The sequence below is a fragment of the Pseudomonas sp. MWU347 genome, assembly GCF_017947305.1.
Classification (GTDB): Bacteria; Pseudomonadota; Gammaproteobacteria; order Pseudomonadales; family Pseudomonadaceae; genus Aquipseudomonas; species Aquipseudomonas putida_A.
In genome coordinates this window covers 66,102-89,859 of record NZ_JAFGZB010000017.1, presented here as the reverse complement: position 1 = coordinate 89,859, position 23,758 = coordinate 66,102, and the positions used below count along the sequence as shown (strand labels likewise).

20 protein-coding genes are annotated in these 23,758 nt (G+C 58.5%); 6 read left to right on the top strand and 14 right to left on the bottom strand.

Translation table 11 applies throughout. From position 1 onward, the window contains the following. Positions 1-157: 157 nt before the first annotated feature. Entirely contained in the window at positions 158-1,153 is a 996-nt protein-coding gene (dusA, locus tag KCG87_RS26630) for a tRNA dihydrouridine(20/20a) synthase DusA (protein WP_210559164.1), read from the top strand. Between the two features lie 52 nt (positions 1,154-1,205). Here dusA and KCG87_RS26625 read toward each other — a convergent pair whose 3' ends face one another. Continuing rightward, the gene (locus tag KCG87_RS26625; RefSeq protein WP_210559163.1) at positions 1,206-2,039 is read right to left on the bottom strand and encodes an undecaprenyl-diphosphate phosphatase; all 834 of its coding nucleotides are present in this window, start codon (positions 2,037-2,039) and stop codon (positions 1,206-1,208) included. A 507-nt stretch (positions 2,040-2,546) separates the two neighbouring features. On the opposite strand from KCG87_RS26625, the gene KCG87_RS26620 reads away from it, so the two are divergent. The 3 genes from KCG87_RS26620 to KCG87_RS26610 all read left to right on the top strand — a co-directional run bounded on the left by KCG87_RS26620 (position 2,547) and on the right by KCG87_RS26610 (position 5,993). Next, on the top strand, positions 2,547-3,287 hold the full coding sequence (locus tag KCG87_RS26620) for a winged helix-turn-helix domain-containing protein (RefSeq protein ID WP_098964760.1): 741 nt from the start codon (positions 2,547-2,549) through the stop codon (positions 3,285-3,287). A gap of 278 nt (positions 3,288-3,565) precedes the next feature. Continuing rightward, positions 3,566-4,210 carry a helix-turn-helix domain-containing protein gene (locus KCG87_RS26615; protein WP_027611488.1) on the top strand — a complete coding sequence of 215 codons (645 nt, stop codon included), beginning with the start codon at positions 3,566-3,568 and terminating at the stop codon, positions 4,208-4,210. 388 nt (positions 4,211-4,598) lie between these two features. Continuing rightward, a complete protein-coding gene (locus tag KCG87_RS26610) occupies positions 4,599-5,993 on the top strand; it encodes an undecaprenyl-phosphate glucose phosphotransferase (protein ID WP_210559162.1) in 1,395 nt (464 codons plus the stop codon). Between the two features lie 696 nt (positions 5,994-6,689). Here the strand turns inward: KCG87_RS26610 and KCG87_RS26605 are convergent. The 6 genes from KCG87_RS26605 to galE all read right to left on the bottom strand — a co-directional run bounded on the left by KCG87_RS26605 (position 6,690) and on the right by galE (position 12,887). After that, entirely contained in the window at positions 6,690-8,768 is a 2,079-nt protein-coding gene (locus KCG87_RS26605) for a YjbH domain-containing protein (protein ID WP_123588486.1), read from the bottom strand. Continuing rightward, positions 8,765-9,526, bottom strand: coding sequence for a capsule biosynthesis GfcC family protein (locus KCG87_RS26600; protein ID WP_348983762.1), 762 nt, complete (start codon positions 9,524-9,526; stop codon positions 8,765-8,767). Before KCG87_RS26600 ends, KCG87_RS26605 begins: the two co-directional genes overlap by 4 nt. Next, positions 9,523-10,188: a YjbF family lipoprotein gene (locus KCG87_RS26595; RefSeq protein ID WP_097088596.1), complete on the bottom strand. Its 666-nt coding sequence runs from the start codon at positions 10,186-10,188 to the stop codon at positions 9,523-9,525. Before KCG87_RS26595 ends, KCG87_RS26600 begins: the two co-directional genes overlap by 4 nt. An 8-nt stretch (positions 10,189-10,196) precedes the next feature. Beyond that, complete coding sequence (locus KCG87_RS26590) at positions 10,197-11,258, bottom strand: polysaccharide biosynthesis/export family protein (protein WP_232966796.1); 1,062 nt, start codon at positions 11,256-11,258, stop codon at positions 10,197-10,199. Positions 11,259-11,402: 144 nt separating this feature from the next. Then, positions 11,403-11,639 (bottom strand): hypothetical protein, encoded by a 237-nt coding sequence (locus KCG87_RS26585; protein WP_003226528.1) that lies wholly within the window; start codon positions 11,637-11,639, stop codon positions 11,403-11,405. A 231-nt stretch (positions 11,640-11,870) separates the two neighbouring features. After that, positions 11,871-12,887, bottom strand: coding sequence for a UDP-glucose 4-epimerase GalE (galE, locus tag KCG87_RS26580; RefSeq protein WP_210559161.1), 1,017 nt, complete (start codon positions 12,885-12,887; stop codon positions 11,871-11,873). Between the two features lie 389 nt (positions 12,888-13,276). Between galE and galU the strand changes: the two genes are divergently transcribed. Next, positions 13,277-14,110, top strand: coding sequence for a UTP--glucose-1-phosphate uridylyltransferase GalU (galU, locus tag KCG87_RS26575; RefSeq protein ID WP_210559160.1), 834 nt, complete (start codon positions 13,277-13,279; stop codon positions 14,108-14,110). 38 nt (positions 14,111-14,148) lie between these two features. Beyond that, positions 14,149-14,553 (top strand): mannose-1-phosphate guanylyltransferase, encoded by a 405-nt coding sequence (locus tag KCG87_RS26570; RefSeq protein ID WP_098964773.1) that lies wholly within the window; start codon positions 14,149-14,151, stop codon positions 14,551-14,553. Positions 14,554-14,636: 83 nt separating this feature from the next. Here the strand turns inward: KCG87_RS26570 and KCG87_RS26565 are convergent, their stop codons facing one another. From KCG87_RS26565 to KCG87_RS26535, 7 genes are all read right to left on the bottom strand, one after another. Then, the gene (locus KCG87_RS26565) at positions 14,637-15,776 is read right to left on the bottom strand and encodes an SGNH/GDSL hydrolase family protein (protein ID WP_210559159.1); all 1,140 of its coding nucleotides are present in this window, start codon (positions 15,774-15,776) and stop codon (positions 14,637-14,639) included. Positions 15,777-15,886: 110 nt separating this feature from the next. Next, the gene (locus KCG87_RS26560; RefSeq protein ID WP_210559158.1) at positions 15,887-16,930 is read right to left on the bottom strand and encodes an acyltransferase; all 1,044 of its coding nucleotides are present in this window, start codon (positions 16,928-16,930) and stop codon (positions 15,887-15,889) included. Positions 16,931-16,942: 12 nt separating this feature from the next. Next, positions 16,943-18,046 carry a hypothetical protein gene (locus tag KCG87_RS26555; protein WP_003226536.1) on the bottom strand — a complete coding sequence of 368 codons (1,104 nt, stop codon included), beginning with the start codon at positions 18,044-18,046 and terminating at the stop codon, positions 16,943-16,945. Continuing rightward, entirely contained in the window at positions 18,037-19,266 is a 1,230-nt protein-coding gene (locus KCG87_RS26550) for a polysaccharide biosynthesis C-terminal domain-containing protein (protein ID WP_135296233.1), read from the bottom strand. Before KCG87_RS26550 ends, KCG87_RS26555 begins: the two co-directional genes overlap by 10 nt. After that, positions 19,263-20,375 (bottom strand): polysaccharide pyruvyl transferase family protein, encoded by a 1,113-nt coding sequence (locus KCG87_RS26545; protein WP_135296234.1) that lies wholly within the window; start codon positions 20,373-20,375, stop codon positions 19,263-19,265. The genes KCG87_RS26550 and KCG87_RS26545 overlap by 4 nt, the downstream gene beginning before the upstream one ends. 15 nt (positions 20,376-20,390) lie before the next feature. After that, positions 20,391-21,473 carry a glycosyltransferase gene (locus tag KCG87_RS26540; protein ID WP_027611474.1) on the bottom strand — a complete coding sequence of 361 codons (1,083 nt, stop codon included), beginning with the start codon at positions 21,471-21,473 and terminating at the stop codon, positions 20,391-20,393. A 39-nt stretch (positions 21,474-21,512) separates the two neighbouring features. Then, positions 21,513-23,741 carry a polysaccharide biosynthesis tyrosine autokinase gene (locus KCG87_RS26535; RefSeq protein WP_210559157.1) on the bottom strand — a complete coding sequence of 743 codons (2,229 nt, stop codon included), beginning with the start codon at positions 23,739-23,741 and terminating at the stop codon, positions 21,513-21,515. Positions 23,742-23,758: the final 17 nt, after the last annotated feature.

Here is a 23,758-nt window from a genome sequence, read left to right as displayed (position 1 = left end):
CACAGAACAGACAACTGCGTAGGTCAGATTTATTTACTACCAAGCATCCACTATCACTGAGCAAAGAAGACAGACCTCCACCAGCCTCCAACCCCGTCCGTCCCCCATTCCTGATAAACTCCCCGACCTCCCAGCCCCACCCAATCCAGAACCGCCAATGTCCCCTATCTCCGCCACACCCGCCCCATTCTCCCGCCGCTTCTCCGTTGCCCCGATGATGGACTGGACTGATAGGCATTGCAGATACTTCCTACGCCTCCTGTCGAAGAACGCCCTGCTCTACACCGAAATGGTCACCACCGGCGCCCTCCTCAACGGCGATCACGAACGCTTCCTCCGTCACAACGAAGCCGAGCATCCGCTGGCACTACAGCTCGGCGGCAGCGTCCCGCTGGATCTGGCCGCCTGCGCGCGCATGGCCCAGGAGCATGGTTACGACGAGGTGAACCTTAATGTTGGCTGCCCGAGTGATCGGGTGCAGAACAATATGATCGGTGCGTGCCTGATGGGGCATCCGCAGTTGGTGGCGGATTGTGTGAAGGCGATGCGCGATGCGGTGTCGATTCCGGTGACGGTGAAGCATCGGATCGGGATCAATGGGCGGGACAGTTACGCCGAATTGTGTGATTTCGTCGGTACGGTGCGGGATGCCGGGTGCACCAGTTTTACCGTGCACGCGCGGATTGCGATTCTGGAGGGCTTGTCGCCGAAGGAGAATCGCGACATTCCGCCGTTGCGGTATGACGTGGCGGCGCAGTTGAAGGCGGATTTTCCGGAGCTGGAGATTGTGTTGAACGGCGGGATCAAGACGATGGAGGCCTGCCATGAGCATTTGCAGACTTTTGACGGTGTGATGCTCGGGCGTGAGGCTTATCACAATCCGTATTTGCTGGCGGAGGTCGATCAGCAGTTGTTCGGCAGCAGCGCGCCGGTGATCAGCCGGGCCGAGGCGCTGGCGCAGTTGCGGCCATATATTGCCGAGCATTTGCAGGCGGGCGGCGCGATGCATCACATCACCCGGCACGTGCTGGGGTTGGGCACCGGGTTCCCGGGGGCGCGTAAATTCCGCCAGTTGTTGTCAGTGGATATTCACAAGGCCAAGGATCCGCTGGCGTTGCTGGATCAGGCTGGCGAGTTGCTGCAAGGGCGTTGATGCCCTCCTTCCGTAAAACGCGCCAGGCGGGTTGATCCGCCTGGCGTGCGCATCACCCCGCCGCCGCTTCCGTCCAGTTCACCCAGCCAAACCCCCACGTCGCCAGAATCAACAAGCCAAACGCGATCCGATACCAGGCGAACGCGGCGTAGCTATGGTTGGCGATGAATTTGAGCAGGCCGCGCACGGCGATCATGGCGAAGATGAAGGCGATGACAAAACCGAGGGCGAACACTGGCAGGTCGCTGGCCTGGAACAGGTCACGGTATTTGTAGCCGGAGTACACCGCGGCGCCGACCATGGTCGGCATGGCGAGGAAAAACGAGAACTCTGTGGCGGCTTTCCGGGACAAGCCGAACAATAAACCGCCGATGATGGTCGAGCCCGAGCGCGACGTGCCGGGAATCATCGCCAGGCATTGCACGAAACCGATTTTCAACGCGTCTGACCAGCGCATGTCGTCGACGTGATCGACGCTCACCACATGATTGCGCTGTTCGGCCCACAACATGACGATGCCGCCCACCACCAAGGCCATGGCTACGGTGATCGGGTTAAACAGGTATTGATGGATTTTGTCAGCGAACAGTACGCCGAGGACCACCGCCGGGAGGAAGGCGATCAGCAGGTTGAGGGTGAAACGCTGCGCATTGCGTTGGGTGGGCAGGCCTTTGACGATGTCGAAGATCTTCGGGCGAAACTCCCAGACCACGGCCAGGATCGCGCCCAGCTGAATAATGATGTTGAACGCCATCGCGCGTTCGCCGCCGAAGTCCAGCAGGTCGGCGACGATGATCTGGTGGCCGGTACTGGAGATCGGCAAGAACTCGGTCAGGCCTTCTACCGCGCCCAATATCAACACCTGGATAAAGGTCCAGAAATCCATTAATCCTCCGTCAGAGCGCTCTTGATGAGCGACCGGTCAACTGTATTCAGGAATTGAGTATCTGAAGTTAAACAATCGGTATAACGCGACACCCATTGCCTGATCAGGCGACGGAGAATATGTCTTATCAAAAGACACACTCAAGCCATGTTAATAAACGTCCGCCTACGAACTGCTCAAAAAATATTTAGGGCTATAGTAGAAAAAAGTTCGATTGGCCAATAAAGTGTGACCCAGCTCACATTGTCTCAGGATCGTCGACAGTGGCAATTGGACATGAATAAAGCCATCGCCATAGATTCAAAATAGTGGCACAATTCCACATTGCCACCATGTAACGACTAGTTCACAGCCCCGAGAAAATCAACTAAAAGCTTGAAATGCTTAATTATTGTTAGAAAACTCGGGAGCCACGTCTAAAAATCGCGTGAATGTTACCAATTGTCAGTCACAGATGAGAACCGGTGCTTTAACATCCCGATGTCAGCACCTAATTCGAGTCAAAGCATGATGCTCTCAGGGAACTTGGCGACTAGAAGTCCGCGCCCGACAAACGACGCACCCGGTGTTCTTACTCTGGGTCGTACCCGTGGCGTGGCCGAACATTTCAGGGCGCTGATCGCAAAGCACGTACGCACTGATATGGCACTTGAGGCCAGTTCGTACACTAGTTCCTATAACAATGAACTTTCTGGTTCGTATCGAGCCATCTTCATCGTTATCGACAGTCCGCAAGCGCTGGAAGACAATCTTGCGCTGATCGAGAACCTGCGTTCCGACAACTTGAAACCGATCATTTGCGCGGTCATTACCGGTCGCGGTGCGTTCAACAAGATCAAGTACTTCCTGGCCGGCGCCGACTTCTGTATCAAACTCAATACCCTATCCGACGAGGGCGACGAGTTGCTCGGTGAATTCTTCAACAGTGAAGAATGGCAGCGGGATATCAACCTCACGCTCGACCCCACGCGCATCTGCCTGCAGGGCGGCACCAGCCAGAAACTCGACATCTCGTTCGCCGAGATGAAGATCCTGGAAGCCTTTGCGCAGACCAGCAACCACATTCTCAGCCATGATGAAATCGCCAGCATCATGGGGCTCAATACCAATTTCTACGATCCGAGAGCGCTGGAAAAATCCATCAGCCGCTTGCGTGGAAAAATCAAGGACATGTATGGTACCAATGCGATTCAGAGCATCCGCGGCTACGGCTATCGCCTGATGCGGGGTCTGATATCGACTGCCTGACTCTCGGGCAGCCATTCTCTTTGCATAATCACGAAGGATCGTCATATGCAACCATACAGCTCAAGTTGTACTTCAAATCTACTAATAATCAAGCCATTGAATGAGCACGGCTACACCGAACCATAACAATAAACTTAACAACATAGCAGCAGAACGAGTGGAATTTATCGAGGCCATTTTGGGCCCAGACCCTGCCTGTCGGTTACTTCCAAGGAAGTCATTGCTCGCCTGCCGATTTACCTTTTCGCCCATTTTGGTGCACATTTTAGGAGAGAGACATGGAAACTAGTACAACCCTCCCAAGAAAATATTTTGTCGTCGTGACCAACAGTACAACGTCGCAGCGTGAACTTGAGAGCATTCTGTCCAGCGAGCGCTTCAATTCGTTTGGCACGTCTCAGGCACAAATGTTTATTGAAGGTGCTACTTCGCCCTCTTCCGCTCCCATGCTGATGGAGTTCACTTACCCAAGGGGCACCCGGAAAAACGTTGCCCGCACGATTGAACACGACACCCAGCGCATATTGGCCACCCTCGAATCGGAATGGCTGTCCGCACAATCGGCGAAGCCGTTTCAAAGTGCAGAGAGCGACAACCGCACTGCTGCCATCGAAGACGCCGCCACTTGCAACGAAACCTGGCATCTGGACAACGATCAAGGCGCACTGGTCAAGGAAGGCGTCGAGATCAGCCTTACCGGACTGGAAACCGCGCTGGTGCGCAAAATGCTCCATCACGAAGAACGTGTAGTCAGTCGAGATGACCTGATCCTCAGCATCGGCCGCGAGCCGGAGCAATATCGCGGCCTGGAGATGTGCCTGAGTCGCCTGCAGGACAAGTTCAAAAACGCGAGTAATGGTGAGCGATTGTTCCGTGCCGTAAGAAACCGCGGTTATTGCCTCATTCAGGAAATCGTTGCGTAAATACCGCCGATATCCGCGAACAAAACAAACAGAAAACAGTGCGATTACAAAAACAACAAGAGCACTCTGTTTGGCTTCCCCCCCTGGTAATAATAGCTCCCTGCCTCCACCCCTCCTACAGTAACAAACACAACATAATTTATTCACCCCCCGCTCTGCGACCTTTTCTAACACCCTTGTATTTGATTATTAAAAAGTTGGCACTGTGCCATCTTGTTAGAACTCGTCAGACACCCTCTCCGGCAATAACTTAGTCTATTGATTGACGACAGTTCGGCCTATCGACGTTGTTACCTCAGGACACTCGTCCAATAACAACAACAAGCCTATCTAGCAACTCGGACTTCAACTGTCGAAACCTGAATGGACGTATTTCTGGGGATATCTCATGGAACTTTCTCTACGGATCAATCGAAATAACGGCCTCAAGGGACTTACCTTCTGGGGCCAATGGGCATTGGCGCAGGCTTTCATTGTTGCGTTGTTATTCATACTGGCTGAACGGCACACAGGCACCGTCGAGTTCTATTACCGCATGTGCGCAACACTGGCGGTATTGGCCTCGGTGCCGGCATATACGTTCAGCGGCGTGTACCGCAAGCAGGACAATTACCTGACCGGGCTTGGACGCTTGTTCATGGGCTGGTCGATGACCATGGTGGCGCTGGCCGGCATCGCGTTCGTGTGCAAGGCCGACGAAGTGTTCTCCCGCGAGGTGACGCTGAGCTGGGCGGTCTACGGCTTCCTCGGTCAGGCGTTGATGTACGCGCCGCTGCATGCCTTTTCCAAGTACTACCAGCGTTCCCGCACCAGCGCGCAGAAGACTCTGATCGTCGGCACTGGCGAGCTGGCTCTGGGTCTGGCGAAGAAGATCAGTCAGGTGGAAAACCTGCCGCTGGTGGGTTTGGTCAGCAATGGCGCGACACCGAATCTGGATTCGGATGCACCGCGTGTGGTCGGTGATCAGGAAGATTTGCTCAAGCTGATCAAAGACCATGACATCCGCCGGTTGTACATCACCCTGCCGCTGGCCGAGGCCGCGAAAATCGAAGCGATGTACGTCGATTTGCTCGGCGCCAACGTCGATGTGGTCTGGGTGCCGGACTTGAACAGTCTGACCCTGCTCAACCACTCGGTGAAGATCGTGGACGGTCTGCCGGCGATCTGCCTCAACGAAAGTCCGCTGACCAGCCGCCCTACCGCTGCGCTGAGCAAGAGTCTGGTGGAAAAAGGCGTGGCGCTGCTGGCGATTATCCTGCTGAGCCCGGTGCTGCTGTTCATCGCGCTGGCGGTGAAGATCAACTCGCCGGGGCCGGTGTTCTTCAAACAGGATCGCCACGGCTGGAACGGCAAGGTGATTCAGGTCTGGAAATTCCGCTCGATGCGCGTGCACGATGATCGTGAAGTGGTTCAGGCCAGCCGTAATGACTCGCGTATTACTGCGGTCGGGCGCTTCATACGCCGCACCTCGCTGGATGAGCTGCCGCAGTTGTTCAACGTGCTGCAGGGGCAAATGGCCTTGGTCGGCCCGCGCCCGCACGCGGTGGCGCACAACCACTACTACTCGGGGAAAATCCTCGCGTACATGGCTCGTCATCGAATCAAACCGGGTATTACCGGGCTGGCACAGATCAGCGGCTGCCGTGGCGAGACCGACACCATCGACAAGATGCAGCGGCGTGTGGAGATGGACCTGCATTACATCAACAACTGGTCGTTGTGGCTGGATCTGAAGATCCTGGTGAAGACGCCGTTTACGTTGCTGTCTAAAGATATTTATTGATGGGCTGGTGACGAGCCAGGCGATACCGCAAGGGGACGAAAGTCCCCTTTTTTGTGGGCGGGATTTGGGCAGTGGGTCAGGCTGTTGCGAGGGTGGCAGTGCCGACGCCTTCGCGGGCAAGCCCGCTCCCACACGGGATCTCGGTATGGATCGGGATATGCGCTTCACCCCGTTCCACTGTGGGAGCGTGGCTTGCCCGCGAAAGCGGTGGATCAGGCAGCACAGATATTGAATGTGCCGGCGCCTTCGCGAGCAAGCCCGCTCCCATAGGGATTGGGGTGTGGATCAAGATATTTGCTTCACCCTCGAACCACTGTGGGAGCGTGGCTTGCCCGCGATAGCGGTGGGTCAGGCAGCACAGATGTTGAATGGGCCGGCGCCTTCGCGGGCAAGCCCGCTCCCACAGGGTCCGGCGGTGTTCACTCAAATCGGGCACACCACAAAATCATTGTGGGAGCTTGCCTGCAAGCGATAGCGGTGGGTCAGGCAACATGGATTTTGAATGGACTGGCGCCTTCGCGAGCAGGCTCACTCCTACAGGGATCGGGGTATGGATCGGGTATTCGGTTCACCCCGGACCACTGTGGGAGCGTGGCTTGCCCGCGATAGCGGTGGGTCAGGCAGCAAAGATGTTGAATGTGCCGGCGCCTTCGCGAGCAAGCCCACTCCCACAGGTCTCAAGGGGGGTTCTCGGGTTTACTCGGTAATCTTCGAGAAGTTGCGGTAGAACATGTCACCCTCGCGGCTATCGGTCATCGAGTGCAGCTGGAAGCTGCGATTGAGCCTGGCGCCGCCGTCACGGGTCAGGGGGGCCCAGACCAGGTTGGCGCGGCGCATGGTCGACATGCTCATCATTTCGTCGAACGGGATCGACAGGTAGATGCCCTTGTCGAAACTACCCTCCCCGTACTCGGCACTGCCAGCCGTGGTGATCGTCGCCCAGGCACCGAAGCGCACCCCATTGAAGAACTCGCGGGAGATGTCCAGCGTGCCGCCCCAGTCGCCGGCCAAATAACGACCGACGCTGACCGCAGCGAGTGTGTCGTACGGCAAATCGGTGTAGCCGGTGATGTGCCCGGTCCAGACCGAGTAGTCGCGCAGGCCGAAACCCTGGTCGAACTCGCGCTGACGCACATAGTTCAGATCCGCTCCCACCGACCAGCGCTCACCGGTCGGACGGAACAACACCTCACCGCCGACACCGGCAAACATCGACTCCAGATAGCCGCCGTAGACCATGCCATACAGGTCCTTGTCCAACTGCTCGGCATGGCTGACCTGGAACAACGGCATGGTCACTTCCGAGGTGGTCAGGTACTGACGCAAGTCGGTACGCACCCGTGGCAGGCCGCTCGGCGCATCGTAGGTGAACTTGTCGAAGTTGTTCACCAGGTTGGCACTGAGCAGACCGTTCCACCAGGTGTTGCGGTTGAAGCGGTACTCGGCGTCCGCGTCGGCACTGAATTGATAGAGCAAACCATCCGGGCCGCCAACGTTCTGCTTGAAGCCCAGCCCAACGCCATAATTGAAGTGCTGCGGCGCTTCGCTGTAGAGGGTTTTCTCGTTGTGCGGCATCGCCGGGTTGATCTCGGTGGTGCGGTGCAACGACTCCAGCGGCTCCTCGTTGTTGATCACTTCGCGGAAGGTCTGACGCGGCACACTGGTCTCTTCCAGCGGCAGGTCGTAACGCTTGTTGACCACGGTGAACCAGTTGATGTCGTCGTTCACACTGTTGTCGAGAATCCGGCTCGCGCGGCCGACAGCCTTCGACGAATGGAAGTAGCGCTGCTGCTCGCCGTAGACGATCAGCTCGGAATCACGCTGACTGATGCGCTCGACCTTGTACCCGGCATTCTGCTGCAGGCGCTGCGACACGTCGGCCCAGTTGACCTGTTCCATCGGCGTGGTCGGCATCTTCGCCGGCAGCGGTTCCGGCGTCGGGTCGTAGGTCTTGGCCGGCGCCTTGCGGCTGACAAAATTGGTGTGGAAGGTGATGCCGAACATCGCCGTGTTGCCCCGCTCCCACGCCGCGCTGACGTCCACCGAATCGGCCACCTTGAACACCGCGCCGAAGTTGATCGGCGAGTCTTGCTTGATCACGTTGTCCTTCGGCTCGTGCTTGTAGTCGTTGCCTTCGTATTCGAGCTTCAGGCTGAGTCGATCCCACGGTGTCTGATAGCTCACACCACCAAAGAACGAAGGCTTGCCGCGAAAGTACGAACCGGCGTTGACGTCACCGGTGCCTTCCAGGGCCGGACGGGTCTTGAAGCGATCGTCGAGGTAGCCCAGCGGGTTGTCGAGGTCGCCGCGATTACCGAGATACCCCCAGGCAATGCCGGCACTGAAATCGAAATTATCAAAGCGTTTGTTGGCAACGAAATATTCGCTGGCGAACAAGCCGGTACCGCCAATGTCTCGGAAGCCCAAAGCGACATCGGGGGCCCAGTGGGTTTCCTGCCACAGCCGGACTTTGGCGTCGACCGCCTTGTCCTTATAGCTCTGGCTGCCGCTCATCGACTCCGGCCCGTACGGGCGGTTGGTGATGGCGGTGTAGCGGAACGAGCCTTCGAGCCAGTCCAGCGGCTGCAGCGACACGCTGTAGCGGCTGTAAGGCTCGGTGCGGTTGGCGTTGACGCTCAGCTCTCCGGCCGGAGCCATGCGCGCGGTCGGGGTCTGCAACAGACCGGTGCCGCCGAAATCATTTTGGGTAATACGCGGCTCGGCATGCACCAGACCGCACGGCAATAACAACACAGCTGCAAAACGTAACTTCAACGAACCACCTCAGCCAGCTGCGTGGCAATCAATTCGGCCAACTGCTGATTCAGTTCAGGAACAGGCGGATCCAGATCATCATTCTTCACCGGCACCAGAATCTTGCTGCCGGCCACGGGGAACTGCCCGCTCTCGCGATTCCAGTGCGCGATACCCACGCGCCGCACCGCACCATTGGGCTGGATCAGCCACAGGTAATCGGCCTCGGCATCGTCCAGCGGCGTGCAGCTTTCCAGGTACTCACGCGCCTCCAGCAAGGGCTGATAAGGCAGGTGGCAGGTCTCGGCAACCGCGCCCAACACTTGCACCTCGTCGACCCGTTTCGGGTAGATCAGGTGATCGCCATCGTCGAGACGAATGTTGCGCGCGAAACCGACTTCCACCGCGACCGGATCGAGGTCCGCCACCTGACGCCCGGTGACCGGCATCTGCCGCACCTGTTCAGCCAGGCGCAGCGCCAGCGCCGCGCGACTCGGTCGGTCAAACAACGAGGCCATGCGCTGCAACACATCCAGATCAAACAACACCCCGGCCTTGAGCCGCGCCTGCTGTTCCAGCAACGACTGGCGCAGCAACACGCCGGCCAGCCAGTAACCTTCGGCATTCGGCACCGCCACGCTGATCACGTCGAGCAAGCGCCCGCCCGGCGGCAACTCCACCGGCCCTGGGTTGGCGACATCGCCGCTGACGGTGACCGCTGCCTGACTGACGCCGCTGAGCAACAGCAAACCCGCCGATACCATCCGTAAGCGCTTCACGGCAGATGCCTGCGATCAGGGGTCAGTTGCACGATGCGCACACGCATTTGCGTGGTCAGTTGCTGCTCGCTCTGCAGGATGAATCCGTCCAGCGGATCGACCCAGTAATGGTTGGTCGCGCGCAGCCCGATCGCCGGGACGTCGATACGTTCGTCGACACGCAGCACGGTGTATTCCTTGTCGAGAATTTGCAGGGTTTGCGTGGATCGACGGGAGAACCGGCTGTTGACGATCAAGCCGACTTCCTGGCCCTTGTACAGGTCGATCCAGCGCTGACTGGTGAAGCCATCGGCGACTTGATGCAGGCCGCGCTTGAACGGCGCGTCGTCGGCCAGCCGCGTACCGTCCAGGTCGCCCTCGACACCGAGGCCGATGGTGCGCACGGCGAGGCCATCGCGCAGCAGCAACACCTGTTTGCCGGAAGCGACCCAGAACTGCAGGTCTTCACGCTCGCGCACCAGCGCGAGCACCCCGGAGCCGGACGGTGTGGTCAGTTTGACTTGCGGATACTTGACCTCGGCCACCTGCGCCGCACTCACGTCCAGCTCGTCCGGGCCGATCACCGCCGACTTGAGGTTGCGTACCGAAGCGGTCATCAGCGGGTTACAGCCACACAACATCAAGGCCGCCATCAGGCAGACGCCAACTTTCAAGGTTTTCACGGTCGGCCTTATTTGCTGTTGTTACTGAATTCGCTCCAGTTCTTCGCAGCGGAAGCCCCGGTCCCGACAATCGATGCCGACGGCACCAGTTGGCTGATGAAGCGGTTCCAGCGCGTGACGTTGGCCGGGCCGACGTACACCACATCCTGGGGACGCACTTCAAAGTGCGAAGCGAGTGCCATTGAGGTCGGCGACTGAGCTTCCAGTTGATAGATTTTCGCCGGCTCGACATCGAGGTTTTCCACCCCGCGAATCACGTATACCGCGTTGCCGTTGGAGGTGGTCTGGCTCAAGCCGCCGACCGAACCGAGCACGTCGGAGAGGTTCATCGTCGCGGTCTTGAAACTCAGCGCACGGGGCTGATTGACTTCGCCCATGACGTAGATGCGCTTGTTGTCGTTGTATGGCAGATACAGCTGATCGCCGCCCTTGAGGAAGACGTGCTGCAACTCGGAATCCTGCTGGTTCAGCGAGTCGAGATTGAGCGGATACACCCGGCCATTGCGAGTCAGCAACAAGCCCGACAGGTCGGCGTTGTTGGTGTCGATGCCGGCAGTACCGAGGGCCTCGACCACGCTCAACGGGTTGGTGGAAATCGGCTGTGGTCCGGCCTTGGCGACGGCGCCGGAAACCACCACTTTCTGACTGGCGAAACGCAGCACCGCGACATCCACTTGCGGCTCGGCGATGAACGCCGACAGGCGTGTTTCGATGTCCGAGCGCAATTGTTGAATAGTCTTGCCGGCGGCCTGCACTTCCTTGATGAACGGGTAGTACAGCGTGCCATCGGAGCGCACCAGTCGACCGTTGGCGTCGATCTGCTGTTGTGCCCCCGATGGCGCGGTCAGCTCCGGGTGATCCCAGACCGTGATGTACAGCACATCGTTGCTGCCAATGCGGTATTCCGCCGGTGTTGCCAACAGTTCCGCCGGCACCGTTTCACGCTTTTGTGTGGCGCGAGTCATCGAGATCAGCTTGGGCGTGATCGGAATCAGCTCGACCCGACTGCTTTCGCTGGCGCCCTGGCGCGTGATGTCGCCGGTGCTCAGGTATTGGCCGGGGGAGAACATGCAACCTTGCAAAGCGATACTTGCCAACAGCAAAAGAGAAAAACTACGAGTCATAATGGCACTACGCTATTCAAGGGCGAATCTAAAAATAAAGTCACCCGACTTGCGTCGGGCGACCCTGTACTGCACTAACAAATGTTCCTGTTAGTTGTGCGTGCCGGTGGTGCCGGTAGTACCGGTGGTGCCAGTGGTACCGCCGTTGGCACTTCCGCCGCTGTTGGACGCCGCGACTGCACTGGCAACCATTGCAGTACTGGCAGCAGGCGCTGTAGAAGCCGCCACACTGCCAGATACATTGGTCACCGCAGTTAGCGGCGCTTCAGCAGCGGACGCCCAGTTGCTCAACATCGTCAACAGGGCAATCGCCATCACTTTTTTCATATCAACTCCTTTCTAACATTCGACCTGTTAAAAACCGGTCTTTGTTAGCGGTGGTAGCGTTCAAGCCCGCAAAAAGCGCGAACAAGATCCGTCGTTCTTTCACAGTCTTACCCAACTGATAAAAGTCGAACGGCAGGTTTATATCTACGGACTTGCAAAAGGCATTTCCAGCGTATTTTCCCGACGATATCTAACAGCTGACCGAAACTAACATTCAGTATTAGAACGACATCATTCGAGATAACCGCGCGGATGATTCGATTGCCAGCGCCAGGTATCGGTGACCATGTCCTGCAAACTGCGCGTGGCTTTCCAGCCAAGCTCTTTTGCGGCTTTGGAAGCGTCGGCCCAGCTCTCGGCAATGTCCCCGCTGCGCCGCGGCATCACCCGGTACGGCACGGGTCGTCCGCTGGCTTGTTCGAAGGCATGCAGCACTTGCATCACGCTGTAGCCGTCGCCGGTACCGAGGTTCCAGGTATGAATACCCGGGCGGTCGGCAATCGATTGCAGAGCTTTGAGATGGCCATCGGCGAGGTCGACGACGTGGATGTAATCGCGTACCCCGGTGCCGTCGATCGTCGGGTAATCGTCGCCGAAGATCGACAACTCCTGCAGGCTGCCGACCGCGACCTGGCTGATGTAAGGCAGCAGGTTGTTGGGGATGCCGCTGGGGTCTTCGCCCATATGCCCGCTGTGATGCGCGCCGATCGGGTTGAAGTAACGCAGCAAGGCGATGCTCCAGCGCGGCTCGGCCTGACTCAGGTCGCGCAGCACGTTCTCGACGATCAGCTTGGATTGACCATAAGGATTGGTCGGAATACCGGTGGGGAAATCCTCGCGGATCGGCATCTGCTCAGGTTCGCCGTACACCGTGGCCGACGAGCTGAACACCAATCGGAACACCCCGGCTGCGGCCATCGCCTGACACAAGGTGATGCTGCCGCCGACGTTGTTCTCGTAGTAATCCAGCGGCTTGCGCACGCTCTCGCCGACGGCCTTGAGCCCGGCAAAATGCAGCACCGCATCGATCGCATGCTCGCGGAAAATCCGGTCGAGCAACGCTCGATCGCAGACATCACCGCGAATCATCAACGCGCTTTTGCCGCAAATACCTTCTATCGCGTGCAATGCCGCATCGCTGCTGTTGCAAAGATTATCCAGTACAACAACTTCATAACCTGCTTCAAGCAGCGCAAGTGTGGTGTGCGAGCCGATATAGCCGGCGCCACCCGTTACCAGAATCTTCATAGCGCGGTCCGTCATTGGATAAGTGACAAGTAGCCTGTCAAGTCCCTTTTATTGATTCTGTGGCGCACCACACAAATAAGGACGACAACAGCCTTAAACAAAATTAGTTCAACCACTGGCAATAAATATTTTTGCAGGTCAAACTGTATTGCCCGGTACTTATTAGCACCCCAAGTACACTCATCACTATCAACAGATACCGACTAAAAATAACTAATAACGTTATTACCGACATCTCATAACATTGTCATGTTTTACCCCCTGCGCTAATTGCCATTAACAACCTGACTCAGGTATTAAAGTACTCGTTCAATAATCATTGAAACTTGTGCGCTTTGATAAGTGCGCGCATCCGTTGCCTGTGTTCCATGACTGTCCAGGATACTTTTATGATTCGTAAATGTTTGTTCCCCGCTGCCGGTTACGGCACGCGTTTCTTGCCGGCGACCAAAGCCATGCCGAAAGAGATGCTGCCGATCGTCAACAAGCCGTTGATCGAATACGCCGTTGAAGAAGCACGGGACGCCGGCCTGCAACACATGGCCATCGTCACCGGTCGGGGCAAGCGTGCGCTGGAAGACCACTTCGATATCAGCTACGAACTCGAACACCAGATCCGCGGCACCGAGAAAGAGAAATTCCTCGCTGGCACCCGCGAGCTGATCGACACCTGCACCTTTTCCTATACCCGTCAGGTGGAAATGAAGGGCCTCGGTCACGCGATTCTCAGCGGCCGTCCGTTGATCGGCGATGAACCTTTCGCCGTGGTGCTGGCCGATGACCTGTGCCTGAACCTGGAAGGTGACGGCGTGCTGTCGCAGATGATCCAGCTGTACAAGAAATTCCACTGCTCGATCGTCGCCATCCAGGAAGTCCCGGCCGACCAGACCCACAAGTACGGGGTGATCGCCGGCGAGCTGATTTCCGAGGGCATCTACCGGGTCAATAACATGGTGGAAAAACCGGCGCCGCAGGACGCGCCGTCGAACCTGGCGATCATCGGCCGCTACATCCTCACCCCGGACATCTTCGACCTGATCGCCGACACCCAACCGGGCAAGGGCGGCGAGATCCAGATCACCGACGCGCTGATGAAACAGGCGCAGAACGGTTGCGTGCTGGCCTACAAGTTCAAGGGCCTGCGCTTTGACTGCGGCGACGCCGAGGGTTACCTGCAGGCAACCAACTTCTGCTACGACAACGTCTACCTCAAGGGCCGCTGAGACGGTCCCCGCCCACTTCTCTTTTCAGGAGGCAACCCATGAACATGGCACAGCATGCAGCAGAGATTGAACGGGAGGTGGGCAACCTCGGGGTGGTCAGCTGGCTGTCACACCATCAGCCGTTGCCCAGCGCCAACGAGTCATGGCTGGGCAGTATTTTGCTGGTGGAACGCATCGGCATGTTTCCCTCGTCCGGCGACATTCGCCGCACGCTGGCGGATCCCTATCCCCTGCTCGCCCATCTGAAACAACGGTATGCCGAGCAGGCGCTGGAAATGGACGATCGTGATGGCCTGAAGGTGATCTTCAGCGACTGGCGCTTCCGCGTACGCCTGTGCTGCAACGAGCCGGCGATCATCATCAATGTCGAGACGCGGTGTGCCACGCAACTGATGCCGCAGAAAACGGCTGAGCTCCTGAGCCAGATAGATAACTTCAAATAAAACACGCCCCTGTAGGAGCTGCGGCACGCTGCGATCTTTTGATTTCTTTTTCAAGATCAAAAGATCGCAGCCTTCGGCAGCTCCTACAGGGGTTTCGTTGGGTCGCAACTGTCCGCGTTGATGCCACTGACGATCCAGCGATAGAAGTAATCGGCAATCACTTTCCCGCCCGTGGCCGGCTGCGGATGAATCTTGTCCGGGCCGATCATCGCCGCCGCATAGCGTTTGACGTCAGGGTCGAACGCGCATTGCAGATTGGCAAAACCCAGCTGCTGCTCGTGCGCCCACGGCTGCAAGACCTGTGCATACGCCGACATCGGATAGGTGCTGGAACGCGTGGTGTCCTGACGCATGATCAGGTTGATGCTCGCCGCCGGTTGGATCTCGCGGATCATCGCCACCAGGCCCTGAACGTTGTGCAGGTATTGTTCGGGTTTGACCCCGAAGCCCTGATCGTTGCCGCCGAGCATGATCAGGTAAACGTCGGCGGGGATCTTCGACACGGCGGCTTTCCACTGCACCTGCCATTGCGGGTTCTGGTGATAGAAATCCGCGGATGCCGCGCCCGAGGCCGCCAGTTTTGAAACCCGCACGCCGTGCTGATCGTTGCTCAGCCACAGGCCAAACAAGGTCGGTGCGCCCTTCACCACTTCCAGTTTGAATGACCAGTCTGACGCTGAAGAGAGACCTGTAAGCGGTACTTCCTGAACGCCCGAACCCTTGAGCGTCAATGGCTGCCAGTCTTCCGAGGGTGTCCAACGGTAGCGCAGCTCACTGGCTTCGCCGTTGCCCAGATAGAGCAATTTCGCCTGGGTGACTTGGGTGTCGATGGCCGGTGTCGGGCTGGCATCGATTTGCAACCAGGCACCGGGCTTGCCGGTCACCGTGCGGCTGTCGGGGCTGGCTTGGCCGAGGCCGGACACTTGCCAGCCACCACCGAAGTATTTTTCGCCGCTGCGGGTGTATTTGAAATGCGTGCCGCCCAGCGCGGCGCCGTGGTTGAAACCGACGTAACCGGGGCCGGCAAAACCGACTTCGCCGGCCACGCGCTGTACCAGTTTGTTCAGGTAGAAATCCTGCCCGGCGCTGTAGCTGTCGCCGATCACCGAGACCGACAAGACCTTCCCGGCCTTGCCTTCGCGCCACTGCGCAAAGCGCTCGCGGGCATCGCCTACTTCCACCACCGACGCTGCGACGGGCTGAGCGTCATTTACTGCCAACATGCATTATTTCCTTCAGTCTGGAATGGCCCCTTCGCGAGCAAGCCCGCTCCCACATTGGATCTCGGCAACTCACACAATCCCTGTGGGAGCGGGCTTGCTCGCGAAGCTTTTCAGCTATTGGTCTGCACCACCGGGGTAACGCTCGCCAGCGGTTTTTTCTTCGCCGCACGTTCCCCGAGAAACAGCACCGAAGTGACATTGAAGCGGCTGAAAATCATCGACAGCACCACCGGCCCCAACAGACCAAACAGCAGTCCGCTGAGCACCAGAATGCTTTCGTCTTTCACCCCCAGCCGCCCCATGACAAACCGCGAAGTCGCCGCGAACAGCACATGGAACAGAAAGATCGCGTAAGAGTAGCCGCCCAGCCAGGTCAGCCACTTCGAGCGCATGTCACTCGACAGCAAAGCAATGCAGGACACACACCCCACGGTCAGACCGATCAGGCTGCGGCGGTCGACGATCAACTCACGATCAATCGCCGCCACGTACAGCAGCGTCAACGAAATCAACACAAACACCAGCGGCCCGATCACCTTGAACCGTTGCTTCAACGCCTCGACATTTTCCTGACCGATCATCCCCGCCACAAAAAACGGCAGCAGGTAAATCGCGCCATTGATGCCGAACGCATCGAGCTTGAACGGTGGCAGCAGAAACACCGCCGCAGCGAACCCGAACAGCAGGTACAAGCGCGTCATCGAGCGCAGCAGCCCGCGCCATTCCAGCAGGCCGACGAACATGAAAATGATGAACACCGCCTGCAAGAACCAGAAGTGATTGACCGGCACCCAGAACGACAACAAGGCATCGATCACGCCGACGTCCTTGTTCACCCCGGGACCCACCGCCTGCAACACCGAAAACGGCACACCGACGCAAAACAGCGGCACGATCAGCCGCCGCACCTTGCCGCTGAAGAATGCGGAAAAGTCATTGCCGCGAATTTTGTAGATCGAATAGATGTAGCCGGAAATGAAGGTGAACAGCGGCATGCGCACGTACACCATCGAGTCGGCAATCACCCGGAACGGCGAGCCGATATCGATCTTCAGGCCTCCGCCCAACGGGCCAATGACGTGATAGAGCACCAGCAGCAGGCACGCCAGGCCACGCAGGGTTTCGATCTCCAGCGATTTTTTCTTGCTCGACATACAGCACCTGCCTCAATTCAGAACTCTTGATTCAACCCGCACCGGTTTGTTGGCGCGCAACATCAAACCCAGGCCGACAAACAACACCGGCACCACCATGGAAAAGTGCCGGGCGAAGGAACCGAAGTCCGGCTCGAACAAACCCTGCACCAGCAGGAACGCCAGCGGAATCGCGATCAGTTCCTTGGGTTTGGTCTCGATCGGTGCGCCTTTGTAGTCGGTGGAAGTGATGACTTTGAACAGCAGCAGCGCGGTCATGATCATCAGCGCCACAAAGATCACCTGGCCCGGCCCGGACAACAGAATCAGCTCCACCGGGAACGACAGGCGGAAAAAAATGATCATCGAGTCCAATGCCTGCGAGACGAAGTCACTGCCGCTGAGCCACGAGACGATCAGCGATTTCGAGCCCTCCTCCCCCGCCGTACGCAACTCGTTGTTGCTGGCGCGAATCGACGACACGGGGAACCCCAGCGCCAGCTGAATCGCCATGGCCACCGCCAGATAAAACAGGAACAACATCAGGAAGAAAGTGAAGCGCGACACGTACTTCTTCATCACGCAAACGCCGACCCACGACAGCGAAAACAGAATCCAGTAAGGCCGGATCAGCACGCCGTAGATCACCGCCGACAGAAAAAATCCGCCACGATATTTACGCGTCAGCGAGCTGAACAAAATGCTCAGCACCGCCACCGAAACGATGATTTCCTTGGTCAGGTTTTCCAGAAAGAACGAACGCACAATCCCCCACAGACACAGGGTGCCGAAGATCGCCAGCGGCATGCGCCGGAACACCACCACCGGAATCGCCGTCAGGAAGAAGTTGCAGAACATTCCGTAGGCCCAGGCGTTGGTCAGGTTGATCCCGGTGGGCCGCAGCAGGAACGCCGAACACTCATAGGAGGAGCGATCAGGCGAGAACGGGTTCCAGAAATTGCAGTTGTCGGCGCGGGCGTAGGACGACCACAAGGTCATGGCATCCGGGCCCGGAGCGCGCGGGATCAGCAGCGGCATCGCCACCGACAGAAACAGCCCGGTGAACAGAATCAGGAACGACAGCGAAGAATCGAGTTTGCGGCCGCGAAACTCGATGCACGGCAACTTCAACCCCATGCCAGCGCCCCTTTGGCACGGGTCGCCCGAGTCAATACGGCGATCACCCCGAGCTGCACGATAATCGCGAAGACATTGCCCCACGCCGCGCCATAAATCGAATAATGCTTGATCAGCAGATAGCTGACCGGCACCGACACCAGCAAGCAAATCGCCGCGCTGGCGAATGACACTCGACTGTTTTTCGAAGCGATCAGACCGCCCCAGACGATGTCGCCGATGGCCCGCAGGGCAAAGGAAAAAATCAGTACACCGAGGATCGCGTTATCCGGACGCGGCACGCTGCTGGCGACGTAATCGAGCACCACGTTGAAGAACAGATAGATCAGCACCGCCACCGCCGCCGACACCAGCAGCGAGCGCATCACCCATTTGTTGACGAACAAATGGGTGACCGTGAACGCCTGCTGATCCGCCTGAAACCGCTTGGCCAGCACCGGAATCCCCACCACCGCCACCACCGCGTAGGACAGCGCCTGCAAAGTGTTCGCCGCAGACCACGCGTACACATATTTACCCAAGCTGGCGTAGGGCTCGAGATCGGCAATCAGGAAGCGCTCGACGGACTGACTCAAGGCGATCAACCCCGTGCCGAAATAAAACGGCAACCCGGCTTTCCACACGGTCGCGGTTGTCAGTGCTTCGCTGACCCGGCCCTTGTGCACGTTCACCACGATCAGGTAACCAGCGACGATCACCAACACGTTGGCGGCCACCCACAGCCACAGCACACTGGCAATGCCGGAGACCCAGTCGAGCATCATCCCGCCCACCGCCAGCAACGCCCAGAGACCGGTCTTGATGAAGAACAGCAGCGCGCCCGCGGTAGCTTTCTGCGCAGAAAACACGAACGAGTTGATCTCGAACGACAGGTGTTCGGTGAGCAGCACCAGCGTCACGCAAAGAATCAACGCGGTGCTCGCCTCGACCTGCTGGAACAGCGAGTAAATCCCCACCGTCAGCAGCGACAGCAGCAGCCCCACTGCCAGGTACAGCAACAGGACTTTGTCGACCACCCGCCGCGAGCTGCCGCCAACGCTGATCAACCGATTGATCTCGGAACTGAAACCAACGCTGTAGAACTTCGAAGCGATCAGCGACGCCGCGACCACCACGCCATAAAACCCCAGCGCTTCGTAGCCCAGGTAATGGGTGATGGCCAACACCAGCAGAAACTTCGCGCCCAAGGCTCCGCCGCGCAGCAGCAAGCGAAATATCATCGAACGACGCCTTTGATGATCTCGTCCATCATCACCGTCTTGGCTTCGATTTCGCGGCAAGTGTCGGTCAGGCGCTTGCCGAAGTTCGACAGGGCATTCGGCGCATACACGGTGTCGATGATCTGGTCGACATTGATGTCGCCACCGTTGATCACCCAGTCTTCCACGCCCATGTCCTGATAGGCGCCAAAGCCTTTGCGCTCATAGCTGATGTGGTACGCCGGGACACCGGACAGCAGCGACTCGATGGCGCCGTGCAGACGCACCGAGATCACCAGGTCCGGCTGATATTTGGCAATCGTCGCCTTCAACGACAGCAGGTCCTCGGTGATGCCCAGTTCGCGATAGAACGCACCGTCATCGTTGCCGCGAACGGCGCTCTGCACCGCGCAGACCACTTTGCTTTTGTTCTTCAGGCGCTGCAGCAGCAACTTCAGGTTGGCGACGTAGGCGACCTTCTTGTCCTTGCTCCACTCCGGCGGCTTGCGCAGCACCACGCACACAGTGGCCGGCGACGCGGCACAGCGGGTGAACTTCGGCTGCTGAAGAATCTTGCTGGCCAACGACTGCACCGCCAGATCCGGCGCGCGGTAGACGTTTTCACAGGCATCGAACATTGCCGAGGAGCGGTTATCGCGCACGAACACCGCGTCAGCGCTGGCGTAGTGATCGACGATCTGGCGGCTCTCGCCATGGAACGGACCGATGCTTTGCGGCAGGTACACCGACGGCACTTTGCTGAGGATCGCCGTTTCCAGTTGCTTGGCGTGGCCGAGTTTCAGCTTGATGTGTTCGAAGGCGCTTTTGGAGCGCATGTAGCCGCCACCGACGCCGACGATCAGATCGGTCTTGCGCAGCAGATCCGCCAGCCCGGCATACGACTGATTGAGAAACACCGCCTGCTTGACCCGCCCCAGGCCCTTGGCCGCCATCACCGGCGCATCGAAACGCGGGTGCGGCAGGTAGGCGAAAGACTGCGGGTCGGAGGCCACGACATTGATCGCGGTGTCTTCGCCAAAGTTGCGCTGCACCAACGCGATGGCCAGATCGACGAGCAGGCCGTCACCGGAGTTGGAGGCACTGTAGCCATGCAAAATCGTTACGTTCATAAGCTTGAGTTCTACTTAATAAGTGGGAGCGCAATACACGTCGTAGGTCTGGCGGATCATCAGCGCGGCACTGAAGCGCTCGCGCACGATGTTCCGGCCTTCGCTGCCGAGGTCGAGCAACCGCGGCTTCTGGATTCGCGCCAGCACGTCGGCCAGCGCCTGATGATCACCGGTGGGAAAGACGTAGCCGGACACTTCATGGGTGACCAGTTCGGGCAGTGACGTGCAGTTGCTGGCGATCACCGGCAAGCCCATGGCCATGCCTTCCAGCGGCACCATGGCAAAACCTTCCCAGCGGCTCGGAACGATCAGCGCGTCGGCCTGTTGATACAGCGCCTGCACTTCGGCCGGCGTGACCCACGGCAGGTACTCGACCGCGTCCATCTCGGGGCACTCGACCGTGTCCTCGTTGACCGCACTGCCGACCACCGTCAGTTTCAGATCACTTCGCTGCACCTTGGCGAAGGCCTTGAGCAGCACGTCGAAACCTTTCTGGTAATCGAGACGACCGACGAACAGCAGATGAATCGGCGCGGGGCTCTCGGCCTTCGGCGCCTCGTCGCGCTGGTGGATGCCGTTGTAGATCAGCTTCATGCGCGAGCGCTGAATGCCGAACCGCGCAGCCTTGTCCATCTCGTAGCGGCTGACGCAGATGATCACGTCGGTGACCCGCTGCAGGACCCGCTCGATCCATGCGTAGATCTTCTGCTTGGTCGGCGAGCTTTCCATCAGGAACGAAAAGGCGTGCGGGCAGTAGACGATTTTCGGCTTGCGCCACGGTCGCAGAAGCACACAGACCACGCGGCCGATTACCCCGGAAAAGGTGCTGTGCAAATGCACCACATCGGGTTTTTCCTTGAGCATCACCCGGGTCAGTTGCCAGGCAAAACGCAGCAGCGAACGCACATCACGCCCGCTGCGTTCGAACGTGCGAATCTGCTGTGCATCAATGCCGTGCAGCTCTTGTTTCTGGTCGAGCGGCACCAGATAGACCAGCTCGTAATTCGAATCCTGGCCTTCGGGCGACGCCGAGATGGTGCGGATAACGGTGGCGACCCCACCTTTTATCGTTTCAGCCACGTGCAGTATTTTCTTCACAACCCACCCACTTTCATGCCTGTTGGAACGCCCCTGATTTCAGGATTTGTCCGACGCGTATTCGTAGTTGTAATAGCCATAGCTGCCATTGCCGTAGTAGCTGGCAGCGCGCTTCTCGACGCCGTTGAACACCGCGCCCTTGAGCTCGATGCCGTTCTGCGCGAAGCGGCGAATGGTCGCTTCAATTTCCTTGGCCGGGTTTACCGCAAACCGCGTGACGATCAGGCTGATCCCGGCTTCACGCCCGACAATCGCCGCGTCCGTCACCGCCAGCAGTGGCGGCGTATCGATGATCACCACGTCGTAGCGCTGACTCAGCTCGGCGAGCAAATCGCGGAAGTTGGCGTGCATCAGCAGCTCGGAGGGGTTCGGTGGAACCTGGCCACGGCTGATGAAGTGCAGGTTGTCGATTTCCACCGTGTTGATCGCCTGCTCGATGCTGCAGCGCTTGACCAGCAGATCCGACAGACCATTGGCGATCGGCACATTCAGCGTCTTGTGCAGGTGGCCCTTGCGCATATCAGCGTCGATCAGCAGCACGCGCTGACCGCTTTGCGCCATGACCGCCGCGAGGTTGGACGAGACGAAGGTCTTGCCGACCTGCGGGCTGGGGCCGGAGATCATGATGCGGTTGTTGGTCGAATCCAGCGCGGCGAAATGCAGGCAGGTGCGCAGGCTGCGGATCGACTCGATGGACAGGTCGGTCGGGTTGCGCAGGGCCAGCAGATAGGCCGGCGTCTCGGCGGTGATTTTGGCTCGGCCTTTTTTCGTGTCCTCGTCACGCTGCAAGGCGCTGTAGGGAATGGACGCGTACACCGGCAGCCCGAGCTGTTCGATGGCTTCCGGCCCTTCCAGACCCTTGCTCAACGATTTGCGCAACAGCACCAGGGCTACGCCGAGAAAGGCGCCGAGGAACGTTGCGATCAGCACGATCAGGGCTTTTTTCGGTTTGACCGGGCTGCTCAGGTCAACATCCGCCGGGTCGATCAAACGCACGTTGCCCACCGCCCCGGCGCGGACGATGTCCAGTTCCTGGGACTTGTTCAGCAACTGCGTGTAGATCTGCGAAGCCACTTCCACATCCCGGGTCAGGTTGAGCAGCTCCTGCTGCGTGGCCGGCAGATCACCGACCTTGCCTTCCAGCGACTTCTGCTGCTGGGTCAACTCACCGATCTGCGACATCAAGGCGCGATACGCCGGATGCTGTTTGGTGAACTTGCGATCCATTTCCGCCTGCTGCATTTTCAGCTCGGAAATCCGCGTTTCCAGCGCCACGGACTGACCAAGCACCGATTGCGTTTCCAGGGAAATATTCACGGTCTTGCCGTGGGTCTGATACGCGTTGAGCGCATCGCTGGCCTTGGCCAGATCACGCTTGACCTGCGGCAACTGGCTTTGCAGGAACGCCAGGCTCTGCGCCGCTTCCGCCGAGGTGCGGCGCACGTTCTGATCGACGTAGAGCGCGGCGATCTTGTTGAGGATCTTCACCGCCTCGGCCGCATCGGCGCTGGCCAGCGCCAAACGGATAATCCCCGACTCTTTACCTTGCTCGGAGATATCCAGCGCATCCTGGTAACCCTGAATGGTCACGATCCGTGGATTGCGCACCACTTCAAAGCGAGTGCCCGGGTTGGCTTGCAGGCGCTCGATCAAACCTTCGACGCCGTCCTGGGCGAAGGCTTCGCCGGCGACGCCCTCGACCAGCAGGTTGTCGTTGTCATCGAGCAACTGAAAGTGCTGTTGTTCGCCAGCCACCAGGGTGAGCTTCTTGCCCAACAACTCTTTGGGCAGATTGAGTCGAGTGAACTCCAGACGCTCGCCGCCCCAAGCGTAGCTGTTGAAGCCAAAACGCGGCGGCGCCACGCTGAACTCGGTTTCGCCGCGATAACGCCGGGCGAGAAAACCGCCGACCACCGGGAAGGTGTTGGGGGTGACGTCGATGTCCAGGCGCAGGTCGTCGACAGTTTTGCCGATCACCGCGCGAGACTTGATGATGCCGATTTCGGTCACCGACGGCGATTGCCCGCCGAGCATGCTGCTGAGGTCGGAAAAGCCGAGCATGTCGTTCTTTTTCGGTTCGACCTGCACCAGCGCGTTCGCCAGGTACACCGGCGTCGCCAATACCGCATAGGCAACGCCGGCGGCCATGAACGCACCGGTGAATGCACTGATCAACCATTTCTGATCGATCAAACTGCCGAATATGCCGAGAAGATCAATACTGTCTTGATCGTTATCACGGTTGGCGATTACTGACGGTAACTGCATAAGTGTTTCTTACCATT